This window comes from Phocaeicola faecicola, assembly GCF_013618865.1.
GTDB classification, from domain to species: domain Bacteria; phylum Bacteroidota; class Bacteroidia; order Bacteroidales; family Bacteroidaceae; genus Phocaeicola; species Phocaeicola faecicola.
Window position 1 is genome coordinate 1 of record NZ_JABSOE010000071.1, and the last position, 21,950, is coordinate 21,950.

At 41.1% G+C, this 21,950-nt stretch carries 19 protein-coding genes and 2 pseudogenes; 12 read left to right on the forward strand and 9 right to left on the reverse strand.

Going from position 1 to position 21,950, the window contains the following annotated elements; genetic code table 11:
• Positions 1-757, forward strand: a 757-nt coding sequence (gene tnpC, locus H3001_RS16005; RefSeq protein ID WP_181215477.1) for an IS66 family transposase, incomplete at its 5' end; no start/stop codon positions are given.
• 155 nt (positions 758-912) lie between these two features.
• On the opposite strand, the gene H3001_RS16010 is transcribed toward tnpC, so the two are convergent.
• Positions 913-1,239 carry a hypothetical protein gene (locus H3001_RS16010; protein WP_178244089.1) on the reverse strand — a complete coding sequence of 109 codons (327 nt, stop codon included), beginning with the start codon at positions 1,237-1,239 and terminating at the stop codon, positions 913-915.
• 222 nt (positions 1,240-1,461) lie between these two features.
• On the opposite strand from H3001_RS16010, the gene ahpC reads away from it, so the two are divergent.
• The 10 genes from ahpC (at position 1,462) to H3001_RS16060 (ending at position 13,838) form a co-directional block, all read left to right on the forward strand.
• Entirely contained in the window at positions 1,462-2,028 is a 567-nt protein-coding gene (ahpC, locus tag H3001_RS16015) for an alkyl hydroperoxide reductase subunit C (RefSeq protein ID WP_178244090.1), read from the forward strand.
• A 21-nt stretch (positions 2,029-2,049) separates the two neighbouring features.
• A complete protein-coding gene (ahpF, locus tag H3001_RS16020) occupies positions 2,050-3,606 on the forward strand; it encodes an alkyl hydroperoxide reductase subunit F (protein ID WP_181215478.1) in 1,557 nt (518 codons plus the stop codon).
• Between the two features lie 366 nt (positions 3,607-3,972).
• A complete protein-coding gene (locus H3001_RS16025; protein WP_181215479.1) occupies positions 3,973-6,900 on the forward strand; it encodes a TonB-dependent receptor in 2,928 nt (975 codons plus the stop codon).
• Between the two features lie 5 nt (positions 6,901-6,905).
• Positions 6,906-8,216 (forward strand): DUF4876 domain-containing protein, encoded by a 1,311-nt coding sequence (locus H3001_RS16030; RefSeq protein WP_181215480.1) that lies wholly within the window; start codon positions 6,906-6,908, stop codon positions 8,214-8,216.
• 7 nt (positions 8,217-8,223) lie between these two features.
• Positions 8,224-9,840 carry a DUF6850 family outer membrane beta-barrel protein gene (locus H3001_RS16035; RefSeq protein WP_181215481.1) on the forward strand — a complete coding sequence of 539 codons (1,617 nt, stop codon included), beginning with the start codon at positions 8,224-8,226 and terminating at the stop codon, positions 9,838-9,840.
• Positions 9,841-9,856: 16 nt separating this feature from the next.
• On the forward strand, positions 9,857-10,738 hold the full coding sequence (locus H3001_RS16040) for an ABC transporter ATP-binding protein (RefSeq protein ID WP_181215482.1): 882 nt from the start codon (positions 9,857-9,859) through the stop codon (positions 10,736-10,738).
• 19 nt (positions 10,739-10,757) lie between these two features.
• Positions 10,758-11,432, forward strand: a complete 675-nt coding sequence (locus H3001_RS16045; protein WP_181215483.1) for a hypothetical protein — start codon at positions 10,758-10,760, stop codon at positions 11,430-11,432.
• Between the two features lie 34 nt (positions 11,433-11,466).
• On the forward strand, positions 11,467-12,711 hold the full coding sequence (locus H3001_RS16050) for a DUF4857 domain-containing protein (protein WP_181215484.1): 1,245 nt from the start codon (positions 11,467-11,469) through the stop codon (positions 12,709-12,711).
• Positions 12,712-12,754: 43 nt separating this feature from the next.
• On the forward strand, positions 12,755-13,306 hold the full coding sequence (locus H3001_RS16055; RefSeq protein ID WP_178244092.1) for a hypothetical protein: 552 nt from the start codon (positions 12,755-12,757) through the stop codon (positions 13,304-13,306).
• Entirely contained in the window at positions 13,290-13,838 is a 549-nt protein-coding gene (locus H3001_RS16060; protein WP_178244093.1) for a PepSY-associated TM helix domain-containing protein, read from the forward strand. The genes H3001_RS16055 and H3001_RS16060 overlap by 17 nt, the downstream gene beginning before the upstream one ends.
• Before the next feature lie 145 nt (positions 13,839-13,983).
• Here the strand turns inward: H3001_RS16060 and H3001_RS19525 are convergent, their stop codons facing one another.
• The gene (locus H3001_RS19525) at positions 13,984-15,081 is read right to left on the reverse strand and encodes a GNAT family N-acetyltransferase (RefSeq protein ID WP_246368660.1); all 1,098 of its coding nucleotides are present in this window, start codon (positions 15,079-15,081) and stop codon (positions 13,984-13,986) included.
• Between the two features lie 44 nt (positions 15,082-15,125).
• Complete coding sequence (locus H3001_RS16070; protein WP_178244094.1) at positions 15,126-15,527, reverse strand: hypothetical protein; 402 nt, start codon at positions 15,525-15,527, stop codon at positions 15,126-15,128.
• A gap of 106 nt (positions 15,528-15,633) precedes the next feature.
• Here H3001_RS16070 and H3001_RS19530 point away from each other — a divergent pair.
• A pseudogene (locus H3001_RS19530) lies at positions 15,634-15,867 on the forward strand (hypothetical protein); the annotation flags it as partial.
• 58 nt (positions 15,868-15,925) lie between these two features.
• Here H3001_RS19530 and H3001_RS16075 read toward each other — a convergent pair.
• The 6 genes and pseudogenes from H3001_RS16075 to H3001_RS19900 form a co-directional block, all read right to left on the reverse strand.
• Positions 15,926-16,654 carry a hypothetical protein gene (locus H3001_RS16075; protein ID WP_181215485.1) on the reverse strand — a complete coding sequence of 243 codons (729 nt, stop codon included), beginning with the start codon at positions 16,652-16,654 and terminating at the stop codon, positions 15,926-15,928.
• A gap of 69 nt (positions 16,655-16,723) precedes the next feature.
• Positions 16,724-17,683, reverse strand: coding sequence for a DUF4249 domain-containing protein (locus tag H3001_RS16080; RefSeq protein WP_178244096.1), 960 nt, complete (start codon positions 17,681-17,683; stop codon positions 16,724-16,726).
• Positions 17,684-17,689: 6 nt separating this feature from the next.
• Positions 17,690-20,263, reverse strand: coding sequence for a TonB-dependent receptor domain-containing protein (locus tag H3001_RS16085; protein WP_246368661.1), 2,574 nt, complete (start codon positions 20,261-20,263; stop codon positions 17,690-17,692).
• A 1-nt stretch (position 20,264) separates the two neighbouring features.
• On the reverse strand, positions 20,265-21,080 hold the full coding sequence (locus H3001_RS16090) for a FecR family protein (protein ID WP_178244097.1): 816 nt from the start codon (positions 21,078-21,080) through the stop codon (positions 20,265-20,267).
• Between the two features lie 65 nt (positions 21,081-21,145).
• The gene (locus tag H3001_RS16095; RefSeq protein ID WP_178244098.1) at positions 21,146-21,652 is read right to left on the reverse strand and encodes an RNA polymerase sigma-70 factor; all 507 of its coding nucleotides are present in this window, start codon (positions 21,650-21,652) and stop codon (positions 21,146-21,148) included.
• A 187-nt stretch (positions 21,653-21,839) separates the two neighbouring features.
• Positions 21,840-21,950 (reverse strand): annotated as a pseudogene (locus tag H3001_RS19900) (ISAon1 family transposase); the annotation flags it as partial.

The following is a 21,950-nucleotide window of genomic DNA, read 5'->3' on the forward strand; positions in this document are numbered from 1 at the left end:
ACTGGTCATCTTTCATTACGACGGAGGCTCACGGGCCGGAGCGGTCATCGAATCCCTGGCAAATCAATATAACTTCAAGGGATATCTTCAATGTGACGGTTTTGCAGGTTATGAAACAGCCTTCAAGGCCAACCCCGACGTGCGGCTGCTCAACTGTCTGGTGCATATACGTCGTCATTTTGAGCAGGCTTTGGATGAAAACAGGGAGATGGCCCAACATGCACTGACTCAGATACAGCATATCTATAAAATAGAACGTCAGTGTGACGAAGCCGGCCTGTCATATGATGAGCGCAGACAGAAGCGTCAGGAGCTGGCCCGGCCAATCATGGAGGCAATGAAGGTATGGATGGAGACAGAAGGGATTAAATACAGTCCAGGTTCTTTGACAGGCAAGGCCATTACATATGCCTATACCAAATGGGATAATATTATAAGATGCCTGGACGATGGTCGCCTGTACTGGGATAACAATCTGGCGGAAAACGTCCAACGCCCCATCACTCTGAGCAGAAAAAATTTTCTCTTCTGTGGTAATCACGAAGCTGCGGTTAATATGTCTGTCATATGTTCTCTGCTGGCCACATGTAAGGCGCACGAGGTAAATCCCAGAGTATACCTGAACGATGTTATCGCACAAATGCCTTATCACAAGAAGGCAACCCAAGAAGAACTTTTGAATCTACTTCCACATAAATGGAAGTTGAAACATCCGGAATGTGTACTGACAAGGCAAAAGGAGGAATCTTGTAACTGATATAAACTGTAACATATGGGTTCAACAAAACAATAGCGGCTGATACTATTAGGTTCATAGTGACAGTCGCTATTGTTGTATATAAAGGTTTAATACCTGTAGTTGGCCGAATACTTACGTTGCTTTGGTATAAGGCTCTTATAGGTCAGTCGCATTCAAAGATTAATGTATTTGTCCATACCGTTTACCTTGAATTTAAGCCGGCCGTTTTTCGACTGAGGAATTTTCTTGAACTTGACAGTGACTGTCGTTGTATTCTTTCCGAATTTCGCATCCACATGTTGGGCAGTGTAGGTCTTTCCGTTGCATTCAAGTACGATTTTATCTATGCCCAGTCCATTGCTGCTGTCTCTGTCGTCTGCAGAAAGTGTAAAGACCACAGTCGTTTTCCCTCCTTTATTGGAGAAACTGACCAGTCGGGGAGTGGCAAAGGCGGTTGCCGCAATCAGCAACACTGCCAGAAAAGAAATTGCTTTTTTCATCTTCAAATGATTTAGGGTCGTTATGCTATGTTTTGAAGCTAAAGTTACAAAGAATTCTTATATATCGGACTTTTTATCGCCGATTTATGGTGAATCCCCCTCACTTGCTTTGTCTCTCTTTTAAATATACCTAAAAGTAGGTATTGCCTATCTGCCCGAAGCCGAGTACTTTTGCATTTGTAATAATTACAAATTTAAAATAAATCATTAAATACTTATTTTATGAATACAATCATTAATACAAGAGTACCGGAGTTTAAAGTTCAGGCTTATCATAACGGAAAGTTCACTACAGTATCCAGCGAAGACATTAAAGGAAAATGGGCTATTTTCTTCTTCTATCCTGCCGATTTCACTTTTGTATGCCCTACAGAACTGGTAGATATGGCAGAAAAGTACGAACAGTTTAAGGCCATGGGAGTAGAAATCTACTCAGTAAGTACAGACTCTCATTTTGTACACAAGGCATGGCATGATGCTTCCGAAAGTATCCGCAAGATACAGTATCCAATGCTGGCAGACCCTACAGGTGCATTGTCACGCGCATTCGGAGTCATGATTGAAGAAGATGGAATGGCATATCGTGGAACCTTTGTGGTGAATCCGGAAGGACTGATCAAATTAGTGGAGATTCAGGACAACAGCATCGGCCGTAATGCTGACGAGCTCCTCCGCAAGGTTGAGGCCGCTCAGTTCGTTGCCTCACACGACGGTGAAGTATGTCCGGCTAAATGGCAGAAAGGTGCAGAGACACTGAAGCCGAGCATTGACCTGGTAGGCAAAATTTAAAAGTCGAGAGGAGGAAAGTGTATGTTGGATACATCATTAAAAGAACAACTCACACAGATTTTTTCCGGACTGGAGGCTGACTATGTATTCGACATTACGGTACATCCTCAGCACGACAGCCGGCAGGAACTGATTGAACTGCTTGAAGAGACAGCTGCATGCTCGGACAGAATTTCCTGCAGGGTGCACGAAGGCGAGGGACTGGAATTTCATCTGCTGAAGAATGAACAGGATACGCGCATCTGTTTTCGTGCCGTTCCCAACGGCCACGAATTCAGTTCCCTGCTGCTTGCCGTACTGAATGCTGACGGCAAGGGGAAAAACCTGCCTGATGAGGCCACCCAAAGAAGAATCAAGGGACTGCAGGGGCCGGTTTCAATCACTACCTACATGTCGCTGTCGTGTACCAACTGTCCGGATGTGGTACAGGCACTGAATGTCATTACGTGGTTGAATCCCAATGTCTCGCACCTCATTGTCGACGGTGCGTTGTTCAAAGAGGAAGTGGAGCGGTTGAACATTCAGGCTGTACCGTCTGTATGGGTGAACGGAGAATCCTTTCATATAGGACGCAGCAGCCTGGGTGAGTTGTTGGAGAAACTGGAAAGCAAAGTGGGTACAGCTCCTTCTTCTGATGCCCCGGCCGAAGCACATCGTTTCGATGTGCTGGTGGCGGGAGGCGGTCCGGCTGGAGCATCCGCCGCCATATATTCGGCCCGTAAAGGACTGAAGGTAGGGCTTGTTGCCGGGCGTATTGGAGGTCAGGTAAATGAAACCGTGGGTATTGAGAACCTGATTTCCGTTCCTTATACCACCGGACAGACCCTGGCAGCGGATCTGCATACTCATCTGTCGCACCATAAGAATATCACCATCTTTGATAACCGGCGGATAGAATCCTTTGCCCTGCAGGGTGCGGAAAAGCAGCTTACCGTGAAAGGGGGAGAGACCTTCCTCGCTCCGGCACTGATTATCGCTACCGGAGCCTCCTGGCGTAAGTTGAATGTGCCGGGCGAAGCCGAATATATCGGCAGGGGAGTGGCCTTTTGTCCGCATTGCGACGGACCTTTCTATCAGGGAAAGCACGTTGCCGTAATCGGCGGAGGAAACTCCGGGGTGGAAGCGGCCATCGACCTGGCGGGTATCTGTGCCAAGGTTACCGTACTCGAATTTATGGAAAGTCTGAAAGCCGACCAGGTATTGCAGGATAAATTGTTCTCCTTGCCTAATGTGGAGGTACAGACTGCTGTGCAGACCCTCGAAGTACAGGGAAACGGTGAGGCCATGACTGCACTTCGTATCAAGCATCGTCAGGAGGGTACGGAGAGTGTCCTGCCGCTCGACGGAGTCTTTGTGCAGATTGGTCTGGCTGCCAACAGTCAGCCCTTTGCAGAAACTTTGGAGACCAACCGCATCGGAGAAATCCTGGTCGACAAGAACTGCCGTACGGCTTTGCCGGGTGTCTATGCCGCAGGCGACGTGTCCGATGTCTCTTATAAACAGATCATTATTTCGATGGGAGAAGGAGCCAAAGCTGCTCTTTCAGCCTTCGAAGACAAGATAAAAGGAGTTATTTAAGTTGGCTGTTTTTATGTTCAACGGACATTGAAACAGAATGTTCCGTCACTCAGGAAATCGATTCATTCCTGAAGTGACGGAATTTTTTTATTCCATTTTCTGCGACTGTTATCACAAAGCCGAAAGGAGGAGGTGCTTATAAAGTAAGGCGATGTGAGGCTCACTGTACTGGGATTATTACTGTCTGTTACCGGTTTGATACTATAAAATGAGGATGTACGATAGACTGTGAGTTTCTATTATACAAATATATATGTGTTTTTAATAAGGATAGAGTAGTAAAAAACATACGATTTATACTCATTTTTAGGTATTGTTGGCATGATATTATCTTCATAATTTTACATCGAAAAAGAGTAAACTTTTATGAAATTTAATTTACTGCTATTGTCGCTGCTTATACCTATGATGGGTTTTGCTTATAATATATCCGGCAAGGTGCTCAATGAAAATACCAATAAAGGGGTGGAATTTGCGACTTTATGGATTGAGGGGAGCGGAATAGGTACTGTAACGGATGAGAAAGGGGAGTTTGTTATTAACCATCTGTCGAAAGGGAGTTATGCAATTACAATCAGGTGTTTAGGTTATGCGGAAAAAAAGGTGGAAATAAATATTCACAAAGATATTAATACGGTATTGTATCTCTCGGAGGTTTCCCTGGCTTTGAATGAAGTGACTGTGACAGCAGAAAGAAAAACGAGCGATGCAGCCACTGCTTATACACTCAACAGGACAGCCCTGGATCATCTTCAGAGTATCAGCGTGTCGGATGCACTGAGTTTATTGCCCGGGGAGCAGACCCGTAAGTATAAGACTTTGACTTCCTCAAAGCAGGTAATAACCCTGAGAGGGGAAACGCTTGAGATGGGTAATCCCGATTTTGGAACTGTAATAGAAATGGACGGTGTGAGGGTAGGAGGCAATGCCACTGCCGAATCTACAGGTGGAACTGATTTACGGAATATAGGAAATAATAATGTTGAAAGAATTGACATCATTACCGGAGTGCCTTCAGTGGAATATGGTGACTTGACAAACGGAGTTGTCAGAATCATTACCCGAAAAGGTAAAACTCCTTTTTTGGCGGATGTTTCTGTACGGCCCAATACTCAGTCTTATTCCATTGCTAAAGGAATGGATATAGGGGGCAAATGGGGAATCCTGAATTTATCTTATGAGCATGTACGGTCGGTATCAGATATTGCTTCACCTTATACTTCATACATACGGAATGCTTTTGGTGCCAAGTACTCGAATGTATTCCATTCTGCATCCGGAAGGAATCTGGCAATGGATTTTATTCTGAACGGGAATTTAGGAGGTCTTAATTCGGAAACTGATCCGGATGCATTTAGAGAGACGTATACAAAACATAGTGACAATGCCTTGTGGAGCAGTTTGGCTTTTAATTATATGATAAATTCAAAATGGCTTGCCAACCTGAGATGGGGAGTGACTTTTGCATATGCGGATAAGATGCATGAAATAAAGACAAATAAGTCTGCTCCTTCGTCCATCCCTTCGCTACATACTACAGAAGAGGGATATTTTGTGGCCTCCAGGTACGAAGACAATCCTTCGTTACCGATAATTCTTCTCCCTACTGGCTACTGGTATGTCACTTCGTATCATGACGACCGTCCCATTAATACTTCTGTCTATGCAAAGGCCATGTGGACACATCAGATAAAAGGTATAAATGGCAATCTGCTTCTAGGTTCTGAACTGAAATCAGATGGAAATCTGGGACGTGGAGAGTATTATGCCGATATATCGGTCGCCCCAGACTGGAGGGAGTATCGATATGATAAGCTTCCTTTTATGAACAATTGGGCTTCGTATATAGAAGAGGATTTGAGTATTACATTCAAAAATTCTATTTTAAATATAAAAGCCGGGTGTAGGAGTGACATGACATTTATATCCGGTTCGGAGTATGGGCGTATCTCAAGTCTGTCTCCAAGAATAAGTGCCAGGTATTCTTGGGGATTTAGTGAGACGGGTTTTTTAAGAGGGGTAACTCTTAGGGCGGGATGGGGAAAGGCCGTCAAACTTCCTTCTTTCGAGGTCTTATATCCCAGAGAGACCTATGTAGACAGATTGGCATTTGCGCCGGGTACTATGGCAGATGGAACTACATATTATGCCTACCATACTCATCCGGTAAAGCCGGTATATAATCCGTCGTTAAAATGGCAGTATAGCCTGATGCGCGAAGTGGGAACGGATATACGGTTCAAGGGGATGAAGCTGTCTTTGTCCTTTTATTACAACAGTATCATGAAGCCGTATTCACAGACGAGATTTTATTCTCCGTTCGATTATAAACTGACGGACCAAAGTGCACTGGAGGCGTGCTTGATTCCTTCTGCAGACCGGATATATGACATAGACCGGAATACAGGGGTCGTGACGGTTTCTGACAAGACGGGTAAACTTCCTTCCCAGGAGTTGAAATATAAGGTTGTCAAAGACTTTCAGTCTGCCAGCATGAGTATCAACGGCTCTTCTTCTTCAAGAATGGGAGTTGAATGGGTAGTGGACTTCGATAAAATAAAATCGATAAATACATCCATAAGGATAGATGGAAAGTATTACAGATATAAAGGAGTGGATGAAGTAATGGTTCCTTCCCGGGTGAATCTGATGAGTTCTGACGGACAACCTCATAAATATATTGGCTACTATGTGGGAGGAACCGGTAATTATAACGGTTTTGAAAGCAGAAGGCTTAATACCAATCTTACTTTCATTACTCATATTCCGAGGTTACGGATGGTTTTCTCCTTGCGCTTTGAAGGCACATTTATAAACGTACGTCGGAACCTGAGTGAATATAGCGGTGGTGCCAGGAGTTATGTAATCGATTCCAGGGACGATTATTTACCCTCCGAAACAGATAAGGATATTTATGACGGAGATAATTATGTCATAACTTACCCGCTGTATTATGTATCGCGGGACGATATGGAAACAAAAATTCCTTTTATGGAGAAGTTTTTATGGGCCTATGAGAATGATAAGAGTTTATATAATGAATTGGCAAAACTGGCGGTAAAAAGCAGTACCGGCTATTTGTTCAAACGTCAGAGTTGCTCTCCCTATTTCTCTGCAAATCTGAATGTTTCGAAAGAAATCGGCAGACATTTTACCGTCTCATTTTTTGCGAATAATTTCTTTTACAGTATGCAGAAGATTAAAAACGGACAGACAGGCAATGAAATGTCTTTGTTTGATTCGGGACTGCTGACGCCTTTTAACTACGGAATTTCATTTAAATTAAAATTATAAGTGGTATGAAAAAATTATTGGGAATTGTAAGCCTGTTTGTGCTAGGCTTATTGATGGGGGCATGTTCGGAGAAAGAGAATCCGCAATATGAACTGAGTAATGTAAGAATACAGCTGGTATATCCGGAAAACTCAGGTTGCAATGTGGTAGAAGGAGTGGAGGTGCTGTTGAAAAATACGTCTTCCGGTACGGTATTTTCGGAAAAAACCAATCTGGAAGGAATCGCAGATTTTCAGGTGCCCAGAGGGATATATGAGGCTTCTGCTGCAGACCAGAGGGTGGTGGATGCCGAGGTCTATCTTTTCAATGGGGTCAACAGTAATGTGAATGCCAGTACGGAAAAGGCTGAGGCTGTAATTAATCTGGAGTTATCTAAGGGAGGTTCGGTGGTTATTAAAGAGCTTTATGTTGGTGGATGTCCTATGGATGATGGATCAGGATTTTTCGCCAGGGATCAATATGTCATTTTATATAACAATTCGTCGGCCACTATTGATATCAGTGATTTTGCTCTTGCTATGGTGAATCCTTATAACTCACAAAGTATGAACAATGATTATGTGAATGGAGAATTGTTTTATGCTTCTGAGGGGTGGATTCCGGCCGGTAATGGTTTGTGGTATTTTGAAACAGAGGTAAAACTGAAACCGGGAAAACAGGTGGTGATTGCAATTTGTGGGGCTGTAGATAATACGAAAACCTATTCTCAGTCAATAAATTATGCTAACAGTGAGTATTATTGTTGCTATGATATCGAAGATTATAATCTTACCACCTATTATCCCACTCCTTCGGAGCTTATTCCTTCGGAACATTATTTGAAGGTGTACAGTTACGGCTTGGGCAAGGCGTGGCCTCTTAGCAACAGCAGTCCGGCATTTTATATAGTGCGTCCTCAGGGAACTACTTTGAAAGAGTTTGTTGATAATCCAGACAATGAAAATATGTATGGTTCTAATCAGGTTCGCAGAAAGGTCCCGGTAGAATGGATAGTGGATGGAATTGAGGTATTTGCAAAGGGTCAGGCAAATAACCAGAAAAGACTTTTACCTACGATCGATGCCGGTTATGTGGAGATGACAGCAAAGATGGGATATACTCTCTACAGAAATGTGGATAAAGAAGCTACCGAAGCGATTAAAGAGAACGAAGGGAAACTAGTATACAATTATTCATTGGGGGTAGGTGATTCTACTGATCCGAGCGGAATCGATGCGGAAGCCTCAATGAGGAATGGAGCCAGAATTATATATAAGGATACGAATAATTCTACAGTGGATTTTCACCAGCGGAGTAGAGCATCATTGAGAAACTGATTTTATTATGTTTTTACTGAATACCAGATGTCTGAAAATGGCAGTGGCAACGGGGGGACTCCTCCTCGTTGCCAGTACGGTTCGTGCAGATCACATCCAACCGGTACTGTATACGGATTATGGTGAGACCATTTTGAGGTTTCATGCGTCACAAAGTACCAATGCGTCTTTCCTGACCGACATGAAATGCCGTAACCTGTCTTATCTCGAATGGAGCGGTCGTCTGTGCAGGGGAAATATGGTGAATTATTATCAGTCGGACAACAGTAAGGGGTTGGGGATATTGACTGAATCGTATTATCGTTTTAATGAGCGCTTAATGCTGACCGGTAAACTTTCGTACGGAGTGGAGAAGGGCAAGAATATGTCAGGATCGGTATTTCTTTATCCGGAGTATACTCCGTTTGACATTGTCGAGACTGATGAAGCTGATGCCGGAACAAAGCGTAGGGAATGGTATTCACTAGGAGGAAGTGCGGGGTATTCGTTGAACAGGAGGTTTTCAACAGGTGTTTCTTTGGCATACACGGTGGGGAATTATGCAAAATTCAAAGACTTGCGGCATCAGAATGCAATGATGGATCTGGCTCTTTCCTTGGGAGGCAGACTCCAAGTTACGGAAAGCGTAGCGTTGGGGGCTGCCTATGTGTATCAAAGAAATATTCAGCGGGTTTCTTTTAAAATCTATGGCAATACGGACCGGCAATATACTTCCTTAATCAGTTTTGGAGCTTTCTACGGACGCAGTGAACTGTTTGGAGAGAGTGGATATACGTCGGATGCACAACCTTTGTTCACTCAGACTCAGGGAGGTACTTTTCAGTTTGTCTGGACAACTGCTGCGGTGAAGTGGTTTCATGAATGGGGGTACTATAAGGATAACGGGCAGTTTGGTACGGGGGCTGCTACGTCCATAACCTATAGCAACCATTGTGCGGCCAAGTTGAACTATCATTCGAAACTTGTATTGACCAAGGAGCGTTTGTGCCATGTGATGGAGGTTAGTGCTTTTTGGAAAACGCTCGAAAACCATGAGAATTCTTATAAAAGAAATACCGATGCCAACGGAGTGTCTCAAACGGTTTATTACGGGAGTAATAAAGTGGGAGAGAAGGAGTGGAAAGGTGGAAGTCTGATGTACTCTGTACTTCCCGAAAGTCGTGTACCAAAGCGTGCTTCCTGGTCGGCGGGAGCCGGAGTAGGGTATTATGTTCGTCAGGTGATGGCATCACAATATCCGTTTTACAGAAAGCAGGAAGTCAATACTGTGTGTATGGAAGCATTTGCTACCAAAAACTGGTTGAATAAAAAGAGAGGGTATACTTTGTCGCTTAAAGGGGGATATGCTGCAGGATGGGGAGTGATGAACGATGATGGAACTTATGCTTCGGTTACTGAGAATCAGAAACTTCCTGCCTCATCCGACAAGTTGCTTCTCCGTGAGTACGATTATAATGTGGCTGGTCGGATTCATGCTTGTGTCGAGATGGGATATGAAAGAGCAGTGACGGAGAAACTGTCATTGTATTCAAACCTTGATTTCTCTTATCTGATAGCCTTGAGTACAAGTCTGAAAGGGCAGAAATATTCTGTTTGCGGACTTTCGCTGGGAGTTAAATTTTAATTTTAAGATTGAATATATGGAGAAAATCATTGAGTGTGATAATATAACGCATTATTATGGAGACAGGTTGATTTATGCCGGTCTCAGTTTTTATGTAGAAAAGGGTAAGGTACTGGGCCTGTTGGGTAAGAACGGTACCGGAAAAACCACAATCATCAATATTCTGAATGGTTACCTGAAGCCTCGTTCGGGAAAATGCCGCCTTTTTGGAGAGGATATGGACAGCATAAGTCCTGAGACAAAATCAAGAGTCGGACTCTTGCTGGAGGGACATGTGCAGCATACTTATTTTAATGTGCAGCAGATTGAAAAATTTTATTCGGCCTTTTTCCCGAAATGGAAGAAAGAGGCTTATTATGAACTGCTGAAAAAGTTGCAGGTATCTTCCAGCCAGAAGATTTCAACTATGTCGTGCGGACAACGTTCTCAGGTGGCTTTGGGATTGTTGTTTGCACAAGACCCGGATTTGCTGATTCTGGATGACTTTTCAATGGGGTTGGATCCCGGATATCGTCGTCTTTTTGTGGAGTATCTGAAGGAATATGCGGCTGCCGAAAATAAAACTGTTTTTCTGACTTCACATATTATCCAAGATATGGAACTGCTTATTGACGACTGTATGATCATGGACTATGGTCGTTTATTGTTGCATAGGCCTGTAAATGAGATTGTGGAACATTTCAGAAGGTATCGGTTTGCCAGTCCGGGTGAAGGCTTCAGACTTTTGCCGGACAAGGATCTGTGGAACCCGTCATCGCTGGGAGACAGGTGGGAGGTGTATTCCTTCCTGAATAGAGAAGAGGTATCGGCACGGTTGGCCGTTATGGGAATAAAAGAGGTAACCGAAGAGAGATTGTCCCTTGAGGATGCATTCATAGGACTGACAGGAAAATATTAATCATTAACACACTGTAATAATGAATTTGTTTAAAGCATTATCGTATAAAGAATGGGTAAAAACGAGGAAGTTTGTCTTTGTCGTGTTGCTCTTGCTGGCAGCAGTTACTGTATACGCTTATATAGATGTCACTTATTCCATTAGGGTTAATGAGGCGGTGAACGTCTGGTATGGATTTATTTTTCAGGGAATGTCGGTTTCCGGGCTGATGATGTATCTGATGCCTTTGTCCGGAATTGCCATGGCCATTGTACAGTTTGTTCCAGAGATGACGAACAAACGGCTCAAACTGACCTTGCATTTGCCGGCCAGTGAGACTAGGCTGGTGTCTGCCATGTTGTTGTTTGGTTACGGGGTATTGCTTGTCCTGTATCTGGCTAGTATGGGGTTGCTGTCGTTACTGGTGGGACGGATTTTGCCGGCCGAAGTTATATGCATGATGGTATCCCAATTGCTTCCGTGGGCCATGGCAGGACTTGCTGGATACGGTTTTACAGTATGGATATGTGTAGAGCCCAGCTGGAAACAGCGACTGTTTAATATGCTGATATCTTTGGGGTTGTTGGCCGTGTTCTTTGTATCTCTTTATCCTGGCACATATTCGGGTTTTGTCTGGGGAATGATGCTGATTTTGATTTCTTCGTTTGTCTTTCCTTTTTATTCTTGTGTCAGATTTAAACAGGGCATCCAGTAAAATTTATCATGAACAATATTAACGGTATTAAGATATGAGATTTAAGAATATAATATATGTGGCTATCCTTGTGCTGACTACGATTGTAACCTCCTGGACCGTACCGGCTTTAGTGAGAAAAATGGTATATGAGTCGAATGGATATCCTCTTATGTACTACAGTTCCCGTCTGAAAGAACTATGTATAATTGATTTTCGAGAAACGAAAGAGGCTTTCCGGGATGTGAAGGGGAATTTGTATCCTCGCTCGCAGTACGATTCGCTCTTGCCGCTGCTGAACTATCGCCAGCTTGCCATGAATGGCAACTTGCCTGATTCCTTGGAGGGACATGCCCTGGACGTGAAAGTATTGCGTTCCAAACAGGTGATGTTCCGTCTCCGGCCGAGCGATGTTTATTCGCCTCATCCCAAGATGGGAGTCTTGCTGGAGGCCATGCCTAAAAGGGGTAGCTTGTCCTTGCCGGGAGATTATTTCAGAATGGATGCTCACGAGATGACATTTGTCGAATCTTCCACTCACTCGATCAACCGGGAAAAAAGTAAAATGTTTACCGACGAGCTTCTGAAAAAAGGATTTGAATTTCCGGTAAAGGCTTTCTGGGGTAATCCGACCGTGCGTAAACCTTATGAGGAAGGTTATTTTTGCCTGGACAATAAAGGAAGCCTGTTTCATGTGAAGATGGTCAACGGGAGACCTTTCGTGAAAGATACGGAAGTAAGCAAGGAAGTCTCGGTAAAATGGTTTGCCATGAGTGAGGTGAGCGATAAGAGGTTTTACGGATATCTCTTCGGTCAGAATGGCGAAATGGGTATTCTGGAGAGCAGTGAGGATGGAGGCTACCGCTTCATGAAGATGGATGTGCGTCCTGTGGATCTTTTACGGGATGAGGTAACCATAATGGGAAACATGTTATATTGGACTGTTAGGTTGTCCAATTCTGCGTCAATGGATTGCTATGGGCTGAAATGCAGTACCTTAAGCTCTTTGTCTTCTTATCATCAAGAGAAGGCTATAGGAACTTGGGATAGGGTTGCCGACTTTCTATTTCCGGTTATTCTGTCTCCTCTATCTCCCGACAAAGTTTTTGTGAACGCTTACGTCCTTCATTTTTCTGCCATGGCATGGGGAATGTCGTCTGTATTGGCTTTATTGGTTTTTATGTTTATGAGAAAAAGGTTAGTTTTGCATAAAAATATTATTATGTCGGTGGTTGTAGCATTGACGGGAGTTGTGGGGGTAATCGCTCTTTTGTTGCTTCCTAGAAGTAGATTTGAGTAAATTTTAAACAATTAATTATAAACTGAAGTTAAACGTTGAAAATATGAAAAAACTGTATTTTATTATCGCGGTTCTTGCCCTTGGCATGTCGTTCGTATCATGCGGGAACAGTAAAAAACAAAGTGAGTCGGCTTCGGCAGCTGAACAGGTGTCTCAGAAAGTCGATGTAGAGCATGCGATGTATGTAGAAGATATTCTGAAGAATGCGGAAAAGGAAGTGGGTAAGGAGGTTACCTTAAAAGGTTTTGTGACCCATACGTGCAAGCATTCCGGACGCAGGTGTTTTGTAATGGGACGTGACCAGAAAACATCCATGCGTGTTGAGGCGAAAGGAAATATCGGTGGGTTCAATCGTGAACTGATCGGTTCTGAATTGATTATCAAGGGTATCCTGAGGGAAAACAAACTGACGGAAGAATATATTGACCAGGCGGAAGAGGAACTGAAGGAAAAGCAGGGCAAAGGAGAAGACAGCGAGACCTGCCAGACTGAGTTGAATAATCTGACCAGCATGCGTGAATGGATGAAGGCTAACCACAAGAATTATTATTCAATATATTACCTGGAAGGAACCGATTATGAACTGGTGGAATAAAAGTCTGTCATACTGGTTGAGGGCCGTTCATCGTGACCTGGGCTTTTTGATGGTGGGGCTGTGCCTCGTTTATGGAATATCGGGCTTTCTGCTGAATCATATGGACGGAAAGGATCCTGCCTTTAAGACTACGGAGGCGACTGTGGTGTTGACTAAGGGGATGGACCAGGAGGCGCTGGAGGCTGAATGGAATGCCGGTCCGGAACGTCCGCTGCTGAAAAAGATACTGGGAATTGACGAGGAACATTTCAGACTTATGCTCGAAGGGGGTGTCGGGGTGTATAATTCGGTAACCGGTGTGACAGAATATGAGGTGCATGTGAAGCGTCCGGTCATCTATTGGTTTAACAGACTGCATTACAACCGGGTGAACGGATGGAATGTGATGGGAGATTTCTTTGCCGTGTCTCTGGTTTTCTTTGCCCTGTCCGGCCTTTTTATGATGAAGGGGAAAAACGGTATTGCAGGACGGGGAAAATGGTTCCTGCTCATCGGTTTGCTGATTCCTGTATTATATGTGGTATTTTCCTGATTGACAGTAATGTATCTTTGATGCTTCCCTGTATGGTATTGTTTTAAGGGAAATGTCTTTCTGATAGCAGACAGTTGGTGCCGGGAAACGGAGAGTCTGTTTCCCGGCACCAACTGTCTGATTTTAATCTTTAAACCGTAACAGGTTACAAGAATTTCTTCATGACGAAGTTGGTCAGCCGCAACCGGTTGGTCTGGCATTTCTGTTCTTTTATTACTTTATATCCCTTTTTCTCGAAAAAGGAACGTGCCGTCAGGCTGACTTCCGTGGTGATTACAGTCACTCCGTACGTCCGGGCAATGCCTTCCACCTCAGCAAGGAGCCGTGTGGCAATTCCCCTGCCTTGCCAGTCTTTGTGGACAAACATGGAATGCAGGTAGCCGGTGGAATTTATGGAGGAAAAGCCGACCAGGCTTCCTTTATCGTTAAAGGCCCCTGTAAACCGGTGCTCATTCAGCAGTTTTACCCAATGTGCCAGACTGTTCCCGCACGAGGCCCAGTCTGCGACTTCTTCTTGTGTATAGTCTCTGAGATTGACGTTCAGCACGGTAGACTGGAATAACTCCTGCATTTCCGGGGCATCCTTTTCTTCGAGCGGCCGGATTGTATAGCTACTTTTTCGCGGTCTGATTACTTCGGAGGGGTTGTCTACTGACATGCAATCGGCAGGAACCGGGCGGTTGACCACACGGTCTGTACGGTTTACTTTCCTCTTTCCGGCAATTTCTTTCAAGGCGTTTCTGCATGCTGCAGAAAGACTCGGCTTCATCTCACCGGATAAAAGCTCCAGACAGGTAGTCAGTTCGTTTCTCAACTCCGGGAAAGGTCTGCACATTCTGGCAGCAAGTTTTATCATGACCGAACGGCTGCTGTCGCTTTCTTTCCGGTCGGTCATTTTAGTCAGACAGAAATCGAACAGGTCGGTTCTGAAACGGTCTGTCTCCGGTATCGTTACAAGGAGGGAGAGAATCAGTCCGCGGCGGATGCGGAGAGTGGGGGACATGGCCAGATCGGCTATTCTGTCATAGAACGGAAGCAGGTATATTTCCTTGTCTTCTTTTGAAAGGTAGAATAATATCCATGCGGCATTGTAGGCAGAACGTTCGTCTTCTGAGGTACACAAGATTTCGCACAGACTGGAGATGTGTGCTTCGTCATGATGCAGTTCTCTGGCAAAGGAGGTGACCTCTGCCTTTGAGAGTCTGTCTTGCAGTTTATTTTTCCAGGGGTGTTTGTCGTACATGAGGTATGAATGGTTGTTTTGATAATCAATAAAATATCCGGTAATCAGTGCGGCTTTTGCCTAAGTTGTTTTCGGTACACCAGCATCGGTGAGATTAGTGTGATTATTACAACCATGATCCACAGGTTGCCGGTGAACGGGTTATATGCTTTAAGCAGTTCCTTCCAAGTTGTCCCGGAGGACAGTCCGAAATAAAACTCAAAACTGACGGTCAGTATCACCCACAATATCCCAGTGAGGATGCAGTCTCCTTTTGAAAGGTCCCTGATACGAGGCAAAAGCAGTCTGGCTATAATGTATATCAGTCCACTCAGTACAATCCCGCTTATCGGAAGGGCATACTGTAAGGACAAAAATTTTTCCAGAACATATTCTCGGAAACCTCCGTTTATGCTGGCTATGAGTATCATACAGCACCATATCAGGACAATCTTAATCCATTTCATGAGTTCTTTTTCTGTTATGGTATATATGGGGTTTCTAAATTAGTACTATCCTTCGGACTATACAATAATAAGATGGATGTTTCTTAGATGAAACTTCATGCATATGTCCCTACGTATTCTGATTAACTCGGTTATATGTGCTTACTGTCTGGAAGCTATCATTCAGCATGATATGCAGTTTACAAAAAACACATAAGAAGCCCTCCAAATACTCAGCATCTCACTTACAGATAAAATCTGTTTCAGTGACCTCTTTGAATCAACCAATGTTCAATATGACAAAGACCGATTCGCCAAAATGGTCAGCTATTTATTAATTTTTAAACCGTTCCAGTTTTAAGGGGACACTAATGATATTAGGTATAAGATATATACACTTTTTAGATATATTCTTCCCCTTAAAATCTTATTGTACATTTAATTCCTTCTATCCATTCCCATCTTTTTTGTATTATATTATACTGATAACTTATTTGAGGACCAATCTCAATGTTATTTCTCAACTTAAATGATAATCCCACCCCTAGAGTATAAGGGGCAGGATTTATCGGAAGTATTGGGCTCTGTGTTCTGTCTCTAGTATAGCTACCAGACATATTGAATTGTAACTTACCGTTCAATGGGTAAGTTAACTGCGTATTTCGCTGTAAATATTTCGTATAACTATCTGAATCTATATTACTGTCAATTGTAAACTTATTATGTTTTAAATATTCGTTTTTAAAATTAAAAAGTTTAATTGTAGTGTGCTCCTTAAAGATATGTTCCATATTTATGGAATGATATTTCGGCATTATTAAATCGTATGATTTTATATCCAATATGAAATCGTTCCAAGAACTTCTATTTTCCATTATAGGCTCACAATTAAAGCTCCTCTCCAGTTCATTTTTTAAATCGTTGCTTATAATGATAGGCTTTTCACTTTCCAATATTTTAGACAGATGAATGGAATCTTCTTTTGTCCATACAGTTTGTGCACAAAGAAGGTTCGAAAAAAAACAAAAGGCTATAAAAATCACAAAGCCATTGTGTAAAAGCAATTTAAACTCACAAAAAAGATGAATGATATCCATATTATAATACCTTTCCGTCCTTGATTTATCTTTATATGATTCTGTTCTCATATTTCTATTGGATTTATACCATAACATCATGGTTATTCTATCATCATAGCAAATTATTAATTTACATGATTACTCCTCAGGTATATCTAACCATTCGCTCTCATAAATGTTACATCCACCCAATATTCCAATGCCGTTTTCAATATTTGTAAAATGACTGCGGATAGGGGCAAGGCCGTAATTCCCAAGTTTATTGTTATTTATGTCATTTATTGACTTGATATATTTATATAATTCTTCCGATAGTTTGTACAGAAATATCTTAAACTCATAGGTCTCTTTCTGGTATTCATCTTTGCTTCCCGGGTATTGAGCTGTACCAACATTCAGTGTATATTCTCTTCCGTTTACCATATTATCATCCCAAATATAAATGAAACGGTAATATTCTTTTGAAAGTCCAAAGATGTCATCGAAACCGGTTTTATCGGAAAGCAATGGCTCTTTGTCCACTTTGAGTTCAACCGGTGCGTATTCAATCTGATTCTGCTTATTGGATGACATATATTCTGTTATCTTTTTTCTTAGTACTCTAATGCCATAATAATCCTTTGTAGCAGCGTTATCTTTAAAAGAAATTACCAAATGTATTTCCTTTCCATAATCACCATTTTTTAAAGCTATCTCAGCCTTGATCAACGGAAATGGCTCTGGTATCTCAGTTTCCGATTTAGCTACCGTCAAATCCGGATATGAAACCTCAATATTAATCCTGTCCTTCTCCTTTAATTCCCCCAGCACATAATATGAGTTTGGCGGAAGCATAGCTGTAGGCTTTTCATTGAACTTAATTTCTTTTTCCCTTCCATTAACTGTAAAATTAATGGAAGGCTTGTTTATTATATTAATCATCTGATTATTAACGGACGTACTTTGAGAAACCTGTATCAATGTAGTATCACCTTTAGTTGTCGGGAAACAGAACAGTACAGTTTTTTGTTGAGTGTCTATTCCTTCAAGAGAGAACTCATTATCACATGATTGTAGATAAGCTGCTATTAATAATATTATTACAATTCTATAAATCATATGGCTTTAAAATTTAATTGTATAACTGAAAGACGGTATAATAGGAAATATTCCATGTCCTTTTCCTATAAATGTTCCGTCTGGTTTTTGTTCGACTGTTGCATACAAAGGATTCTTCCTGCAATATGCATTGTATATGCTGATATTCCAAATTCTATCAAGTCCTCTCTTTGTTATTTTATGGAAATTTATTCCCAAATCCAATCTGTGATATGCCGGCAATGATATATTGTTTGGTGCTTCGTATATCATCATATAACCATTGGGTTGCTCTGTGCCTGGTATAACGGGAGCTTCCGTCTGTTGAGTTGGAATTGTAATCCTATTTCCGCTATGATAGTTCCATGATGCATACGCATCTATCCTGTCATTGAATTTATGACTCAGGTTGATTGAAAGTTTGTGACGATTATCAAATTTATCCGGATACCATGTATAATGAAAATCAGGAAACAGTCTCCTGTTCCATGACAGCGTATATGAAACTTCGACTGATGTTTGGGCTTTTCTAAAACTGATATCAGCTTCCATACCATAGGCTTTCCCTTTACCGGTACGGACTTTATTCTCCCATTGTTCAGCTGTAGGACTTAGTGTTCCATCACTGCAATCATATTCTATAAGATTATTCATTGTTTTGTAAAAGCCTTCGATGCTAAAATTAATTCCATAAGGTAGTTTTGTATATATACCCGCAGCATACTGACGTGCTCTCATTGGAGATATCCGTTCAGTTGAAGGCACCCAATAGTCAGTTGGCAGATTCAGGTATGTAGCAGAAAGAAGATGCATAAACTGGCTCATTTCAGTATATGATGCTTTAAAACTTGCCTTATCACATAGTCGGAGGTTGATTGCTGCACGTGGTTCTATTGAATGATACATTGTTCCTCCTATGCTGAACATTGTATAATGCAGTCCTCCATTCAGTTTAATATTCCTGTTTATTCTAATGTCATCTTCCGCATATACCGTAAACTCGTTACTTTTATATTTGCTTGTTATTGTATTTGTCGATTCACTTTGTGTTACGTTATCAAACTTTGACAAATAATCCTGTGGCTTAAAGATATGTCGCATATAGTTTGAACCGAATCGGATGTGATTCCAGGTATTAGGCCGATAGTCAAACTCCATTCTATATCCAAAATCATGTATAGTAGAATGATTGGTTTTAATTTTTATGATTTCACCTTCTAACCCTTCTATATATCCGAGACGTTCTTCGCTATGATAATAAAACATGGTTCGGTTGTGAGTATAAACTCCTGTTATATTTGCAAAAAGCTTATGTGAAAAAATATATTTCCAATTTGCCGATGCAGTTATATTTCCCCACTGTAAGTTAAACTTGGTTAGATTAGAAAGTTCAGATGCAAAAGTATAGGACTTATTATCTACTTTAAATAAATCATTACCAGAGTAAAGGCTTATATCAGCACGGCTTTTATCTGAAAATATATGTGTGATTTTTGCATTTATATCATGAAAGGCATATCTGAAGTTTTGTTTATCTGTACGCCTTGAATTCATGATAGCACAGGCCGGTGCAGTAAGAAGATCCATCCAGGTACGCCGTATAGCCACATTGAATGCTGTATGGTCTTTAACTATTGGTCCTTCAAGCTGAATTCTTCCTTCAAGAAGTCCAAGTGTGAGACTCCCGTGATATTCCTTCATATTCCCATCATCAGTACGGACATCCACTACAGAAGACAGTCTGCCACCGTAGCGTGCAGGAAAGCCGCTTTTATAGAAATCTATGTTTTTAACTATATCCGTATTGAAGGCTGAAAACAGTCCACCGGCATGATTTATCTGATACAGAGGTGTACCGTCAAGAAGAAACAGGTTTTCATCATTTCCTCCCCCATGTACATATAATCCGGATATAAGTTCTGTTCCGTTTGCCACTCCAGACAGATTTTGAAGTTTCTTCATTACATCAGGTGAGCTCATGAAATTGTTTCCACAGACAAAATCCTTCGATGTTAGAGTTACCTTACCTGTTTGTGTTGTGTATAGAGGTGAGTTTAAATCTGCCGTAACCACAACTTCATCTAATTTATAATTAGATTTCAGATAAATGTTTTGTGATTTATTCCCTTTAAGTGACAGACTTTCTATATGTTCGCCAACACCTATATGAGAAAATCTGATTTTATGATTCCCTTCGCTTAAAGTAAGACTATAGAAACCATGTTCATTAGTCAGCGTACCGGTGTTGGAGGTAATATCCCATACAGTTCCGTTTATAACAGTTTCACCATTTTCTTGATATATATAACCGCTTAACGTATATGAAGGCACTCTTTTCAATATCACGTAATCTCCTTTAATTTCCCATTTTATGCCAGTGTTGTTGAATAACATATCAAGGCTGTTTTCAAGATTAACCATACTTGGTTTCTCCTCCGAATAAACCTTATCCAGTTTTAATGACGAATCGTATATAAAACTGATTGAATATATTTTCTTTATCTCTTCCATCGTCTCTTCAACTGCAGTTCTTTTCTGACCATACATTGATCCAGCGGATACAGTAAAAACAATGGACAGTAACAATATTTTTATTTTCATTTTAGTCTTTCTTTGTGATTTCAATATCCAATGTCCTTTCTATTATTGTTATTATATCATCCAGATTGTCCGTTTTGAACTCACCGGTCAAAGTCTTATAATGATCGGATGAATAAAGATGAGTCTTATAAAAAAGAGACAGTTCTTTCATAACAGCATCCATCGGTGCATTTTTGTATATGAACTTCCCTGTTGCCCAGGCAGAAGGGTTGCTAAAAATACTTTTGGATATTTCAGGTGTTTCATTTCCTTCTTTTAATGTTCCGCTCATACCTTTAGTAAGGATAATTCCGTTTTCCGTATTTTTACCCTTAAAGACTACCTTACCTGATTTTACATATACATTGGTTATACTGTCCTGCTGTATTTCCTCCATCTCAAATTCGGTTCCAAGAACATTTATCTGTGCGAATTTTCCGGTAACAGTGAAAGGTATTTTATCGTTTCTTTGTACTGAAAAATACACCTTTCCAGACATATTTACATTACGATGCCATTTTCCGTAAATATCAGCATCATAATTTACAGATGAACCTTTTGAAAGTATTGCAAGCGTACTGTCGGGCATATAGTGTTTTGTTATTCCCTCATTAGCTGTGATTGTAACAATTGAACCATCATGTCCTTTAATCAATACATAACTGACTATACAAATAAGCAATGTCGCAGCTATACTTAAAATTGAAATAATTGACTTATTTGCATTGTACTGATGGTTGCTTCCTGTTATTTTCTTAAATGCTTTAGCACTATCCAGTTTCCCATGTTTGTAATATTCCAAAACGAACTGCAGCTTTTTTTCTTCTTTATATTCCATAATTGATTTGTTTTTTAATGAAGACGAAGGATTTCAGAAAAAGTTCTATTCTATTTTTATAAAAATTATCCGAAAAAGAACAAATATATTTTATGTACCCTTTCTTCCAACATTTTAAAGGCCTTATTCATTTGGTTTCTAACGGTGTTGACTGAAATATTCATTTCCTCCGCTATCTCTTCATATTTCATTCCATCCCTTTTTGCTAGAAGAAATACCTTTCTGCATTTTATTGGCAGTGTATCCAATATAGTCCACATTCGGGCTTCATCAAAAGAACGTTCCTCGCATTCTTCATCAGGGATAATATCTTCAAGATCTGAAGGCCTAATACTGCTGTCAATATCAATGTCTTCCCTTAACCTATCAATACATCGATTCCTTACCATGGTAAAGAGGTATGATTTTAAATTCTCTATATCATCAACATAATCCTTTCTTGCCCAAATTTCCGTAAAACAGTCTTGTACTATATCTTCAGCATTATCAATATTTTTCAGATAATGTATAGCAAATAGACATAGCGGCCGATAATATAGCAGAAAAATATTTTTGAATGATTCTGTATTCATATTCAAGCGAAATTATATATTGTTTAATTAAAACTGTAAAATTGGATTTTACTACTATTGTTGCAAGTAATTTAATACTGATTATAGAATGTTAATACTTAATCTTATCATTTGCAATATACAGATACTCTAGTAAACTGTATAGATAAATACAAATTAAACTGTAGAATAGGGGGTCAGTAGCTTTTTAGTGGGGATATGCATATAAGTTCGCAATGCGGAATAAGAAAAACTTCTTGTCAACAACTCCCCTGAGATTCGCTCTAAAGAGTTTGATTTTAGCATTGAATGATTCAGC

Bases quoted from the DNA above. Each gene is read 5' to 3' on its own strand.
- H3001_RS16010 (WP_178244089.1), bottom strand. From the start codon at position 1,239: ATGAAAAAAGCAATTTCTTTTCTGGCAGTGTTGCTGATTGCGGCAACC.
- ahpC (WP_178244090.1), top strand. From the start codon at position 1,462: ATGAATACAATCATTAATACAAGAGTACCGGAGTTTAAAGTTCAGGCT.
- ahpF (WP_181215478.1), top strand. From the start codon at position 2,050: ATGTTGGATACATCATTAAAAGAACAACTCACACAGATTTTTTCCGGA.
- H3001_RS16025 (WP_181215479.1), top strand. From the start codon at position 3,973: ATGAAATTTAATTTACTGCTATTGTCGCTGCTTATACCTATGATGGGT.
- H3001_RS16030 (WP_181215480.1), top strand. From the start codon at position 6,906: ATGAAAAAATTATTGGGAATTGTAAGCCTGTTTGTGCTAGGCTTATTG.
- H3001_RS16035 (WP_181215481.1), top strand. From the start codon at position 8,224: ATGTTTTTACTGAATACCAGATGTCTGAAAATGGCAGTGGCAACGGGG.
- H3001_RS16040 (WP_181215482.1), top strand. From the start codon at position 9,857: ATGGAGAAAATCATTGAGTGTGATAATATAACGCATTATTATGGAGAC.
- H3001_RS16045 (WP_181215483.1), top strand. From the start codon at position 10,758: ATGAATTTGTTTAAAGCATTATCGTATAAAGAATGGGTAAAAACGAGG.
- H3001_RS16050 (WP_181215484.1), top strand. From the start codon at position 11,467: ATGAGATTTAAGAATATAATATATGTGGCTATCCTTGTGCTGACTACG.
- H3001_RS16055 (WP_178244092.1), top strand. From the start codon at position 12,755: ATGAAAAAACTGTATTTTATTATCGCGGTTCTTGCCCTTGGCATGTCG.
- H3001_RS16060 (WP_178244093.1), top strand. From the start codon at position 13,290: ATGAACTGGTGGAATAAAAGTCTGTCATACTGGTTGAGGGCCGTTCAT.
- H3001_RS19525 (WP_246368660.1), bottom strand. From the start codon at position 15,081: ATGTACGACAAACACCCCTGGAAAAATAAACTGCAAGACAGACTCTCA.
- H3001_RS16070 (WP_178244094.1), bottom strand. From the start codon at position 15,527: ATGAAATGGATTAAGATTGTCCTGATATGGTGCTGTATGATACTCATA.
- H3001_RS16075 (WP_181215485.1), bottom strand. From the start codon at position 16,654: ATGAGAACAGAATCATATAAAGATAAATCAAGGACGGAAAGGTATTAT.
- H3001_RS16080 (WP_178244096.1), bottom strand. From the start codon at position 17,683: ATGATTTATAGAATTGTAATAATATTATTAATAGCAGCTTATCTACAA.
- H3001_RS16085 (WP_246368661.1), bottom strand. From the start codon at position 20,263: ATGAAAATAAAAATATTGTTACTGTCCATTGTTTTTACTGTATCCGCT.
- H3001_RS16090 (WP_178244097.1), bottom strand. From the start codon at position 21,080: ATGGAATATAAAGAAGAAAAAAAGCTGCAGTTCGTTTTGGAATATTAC.
- H3001_RS16095 (WP_178244098.1), bottom strand. From the start codon at position 21,652: ATGAATACAGAATCATTCAAAAATATTTTTCTGCTATATTATCGGCCG.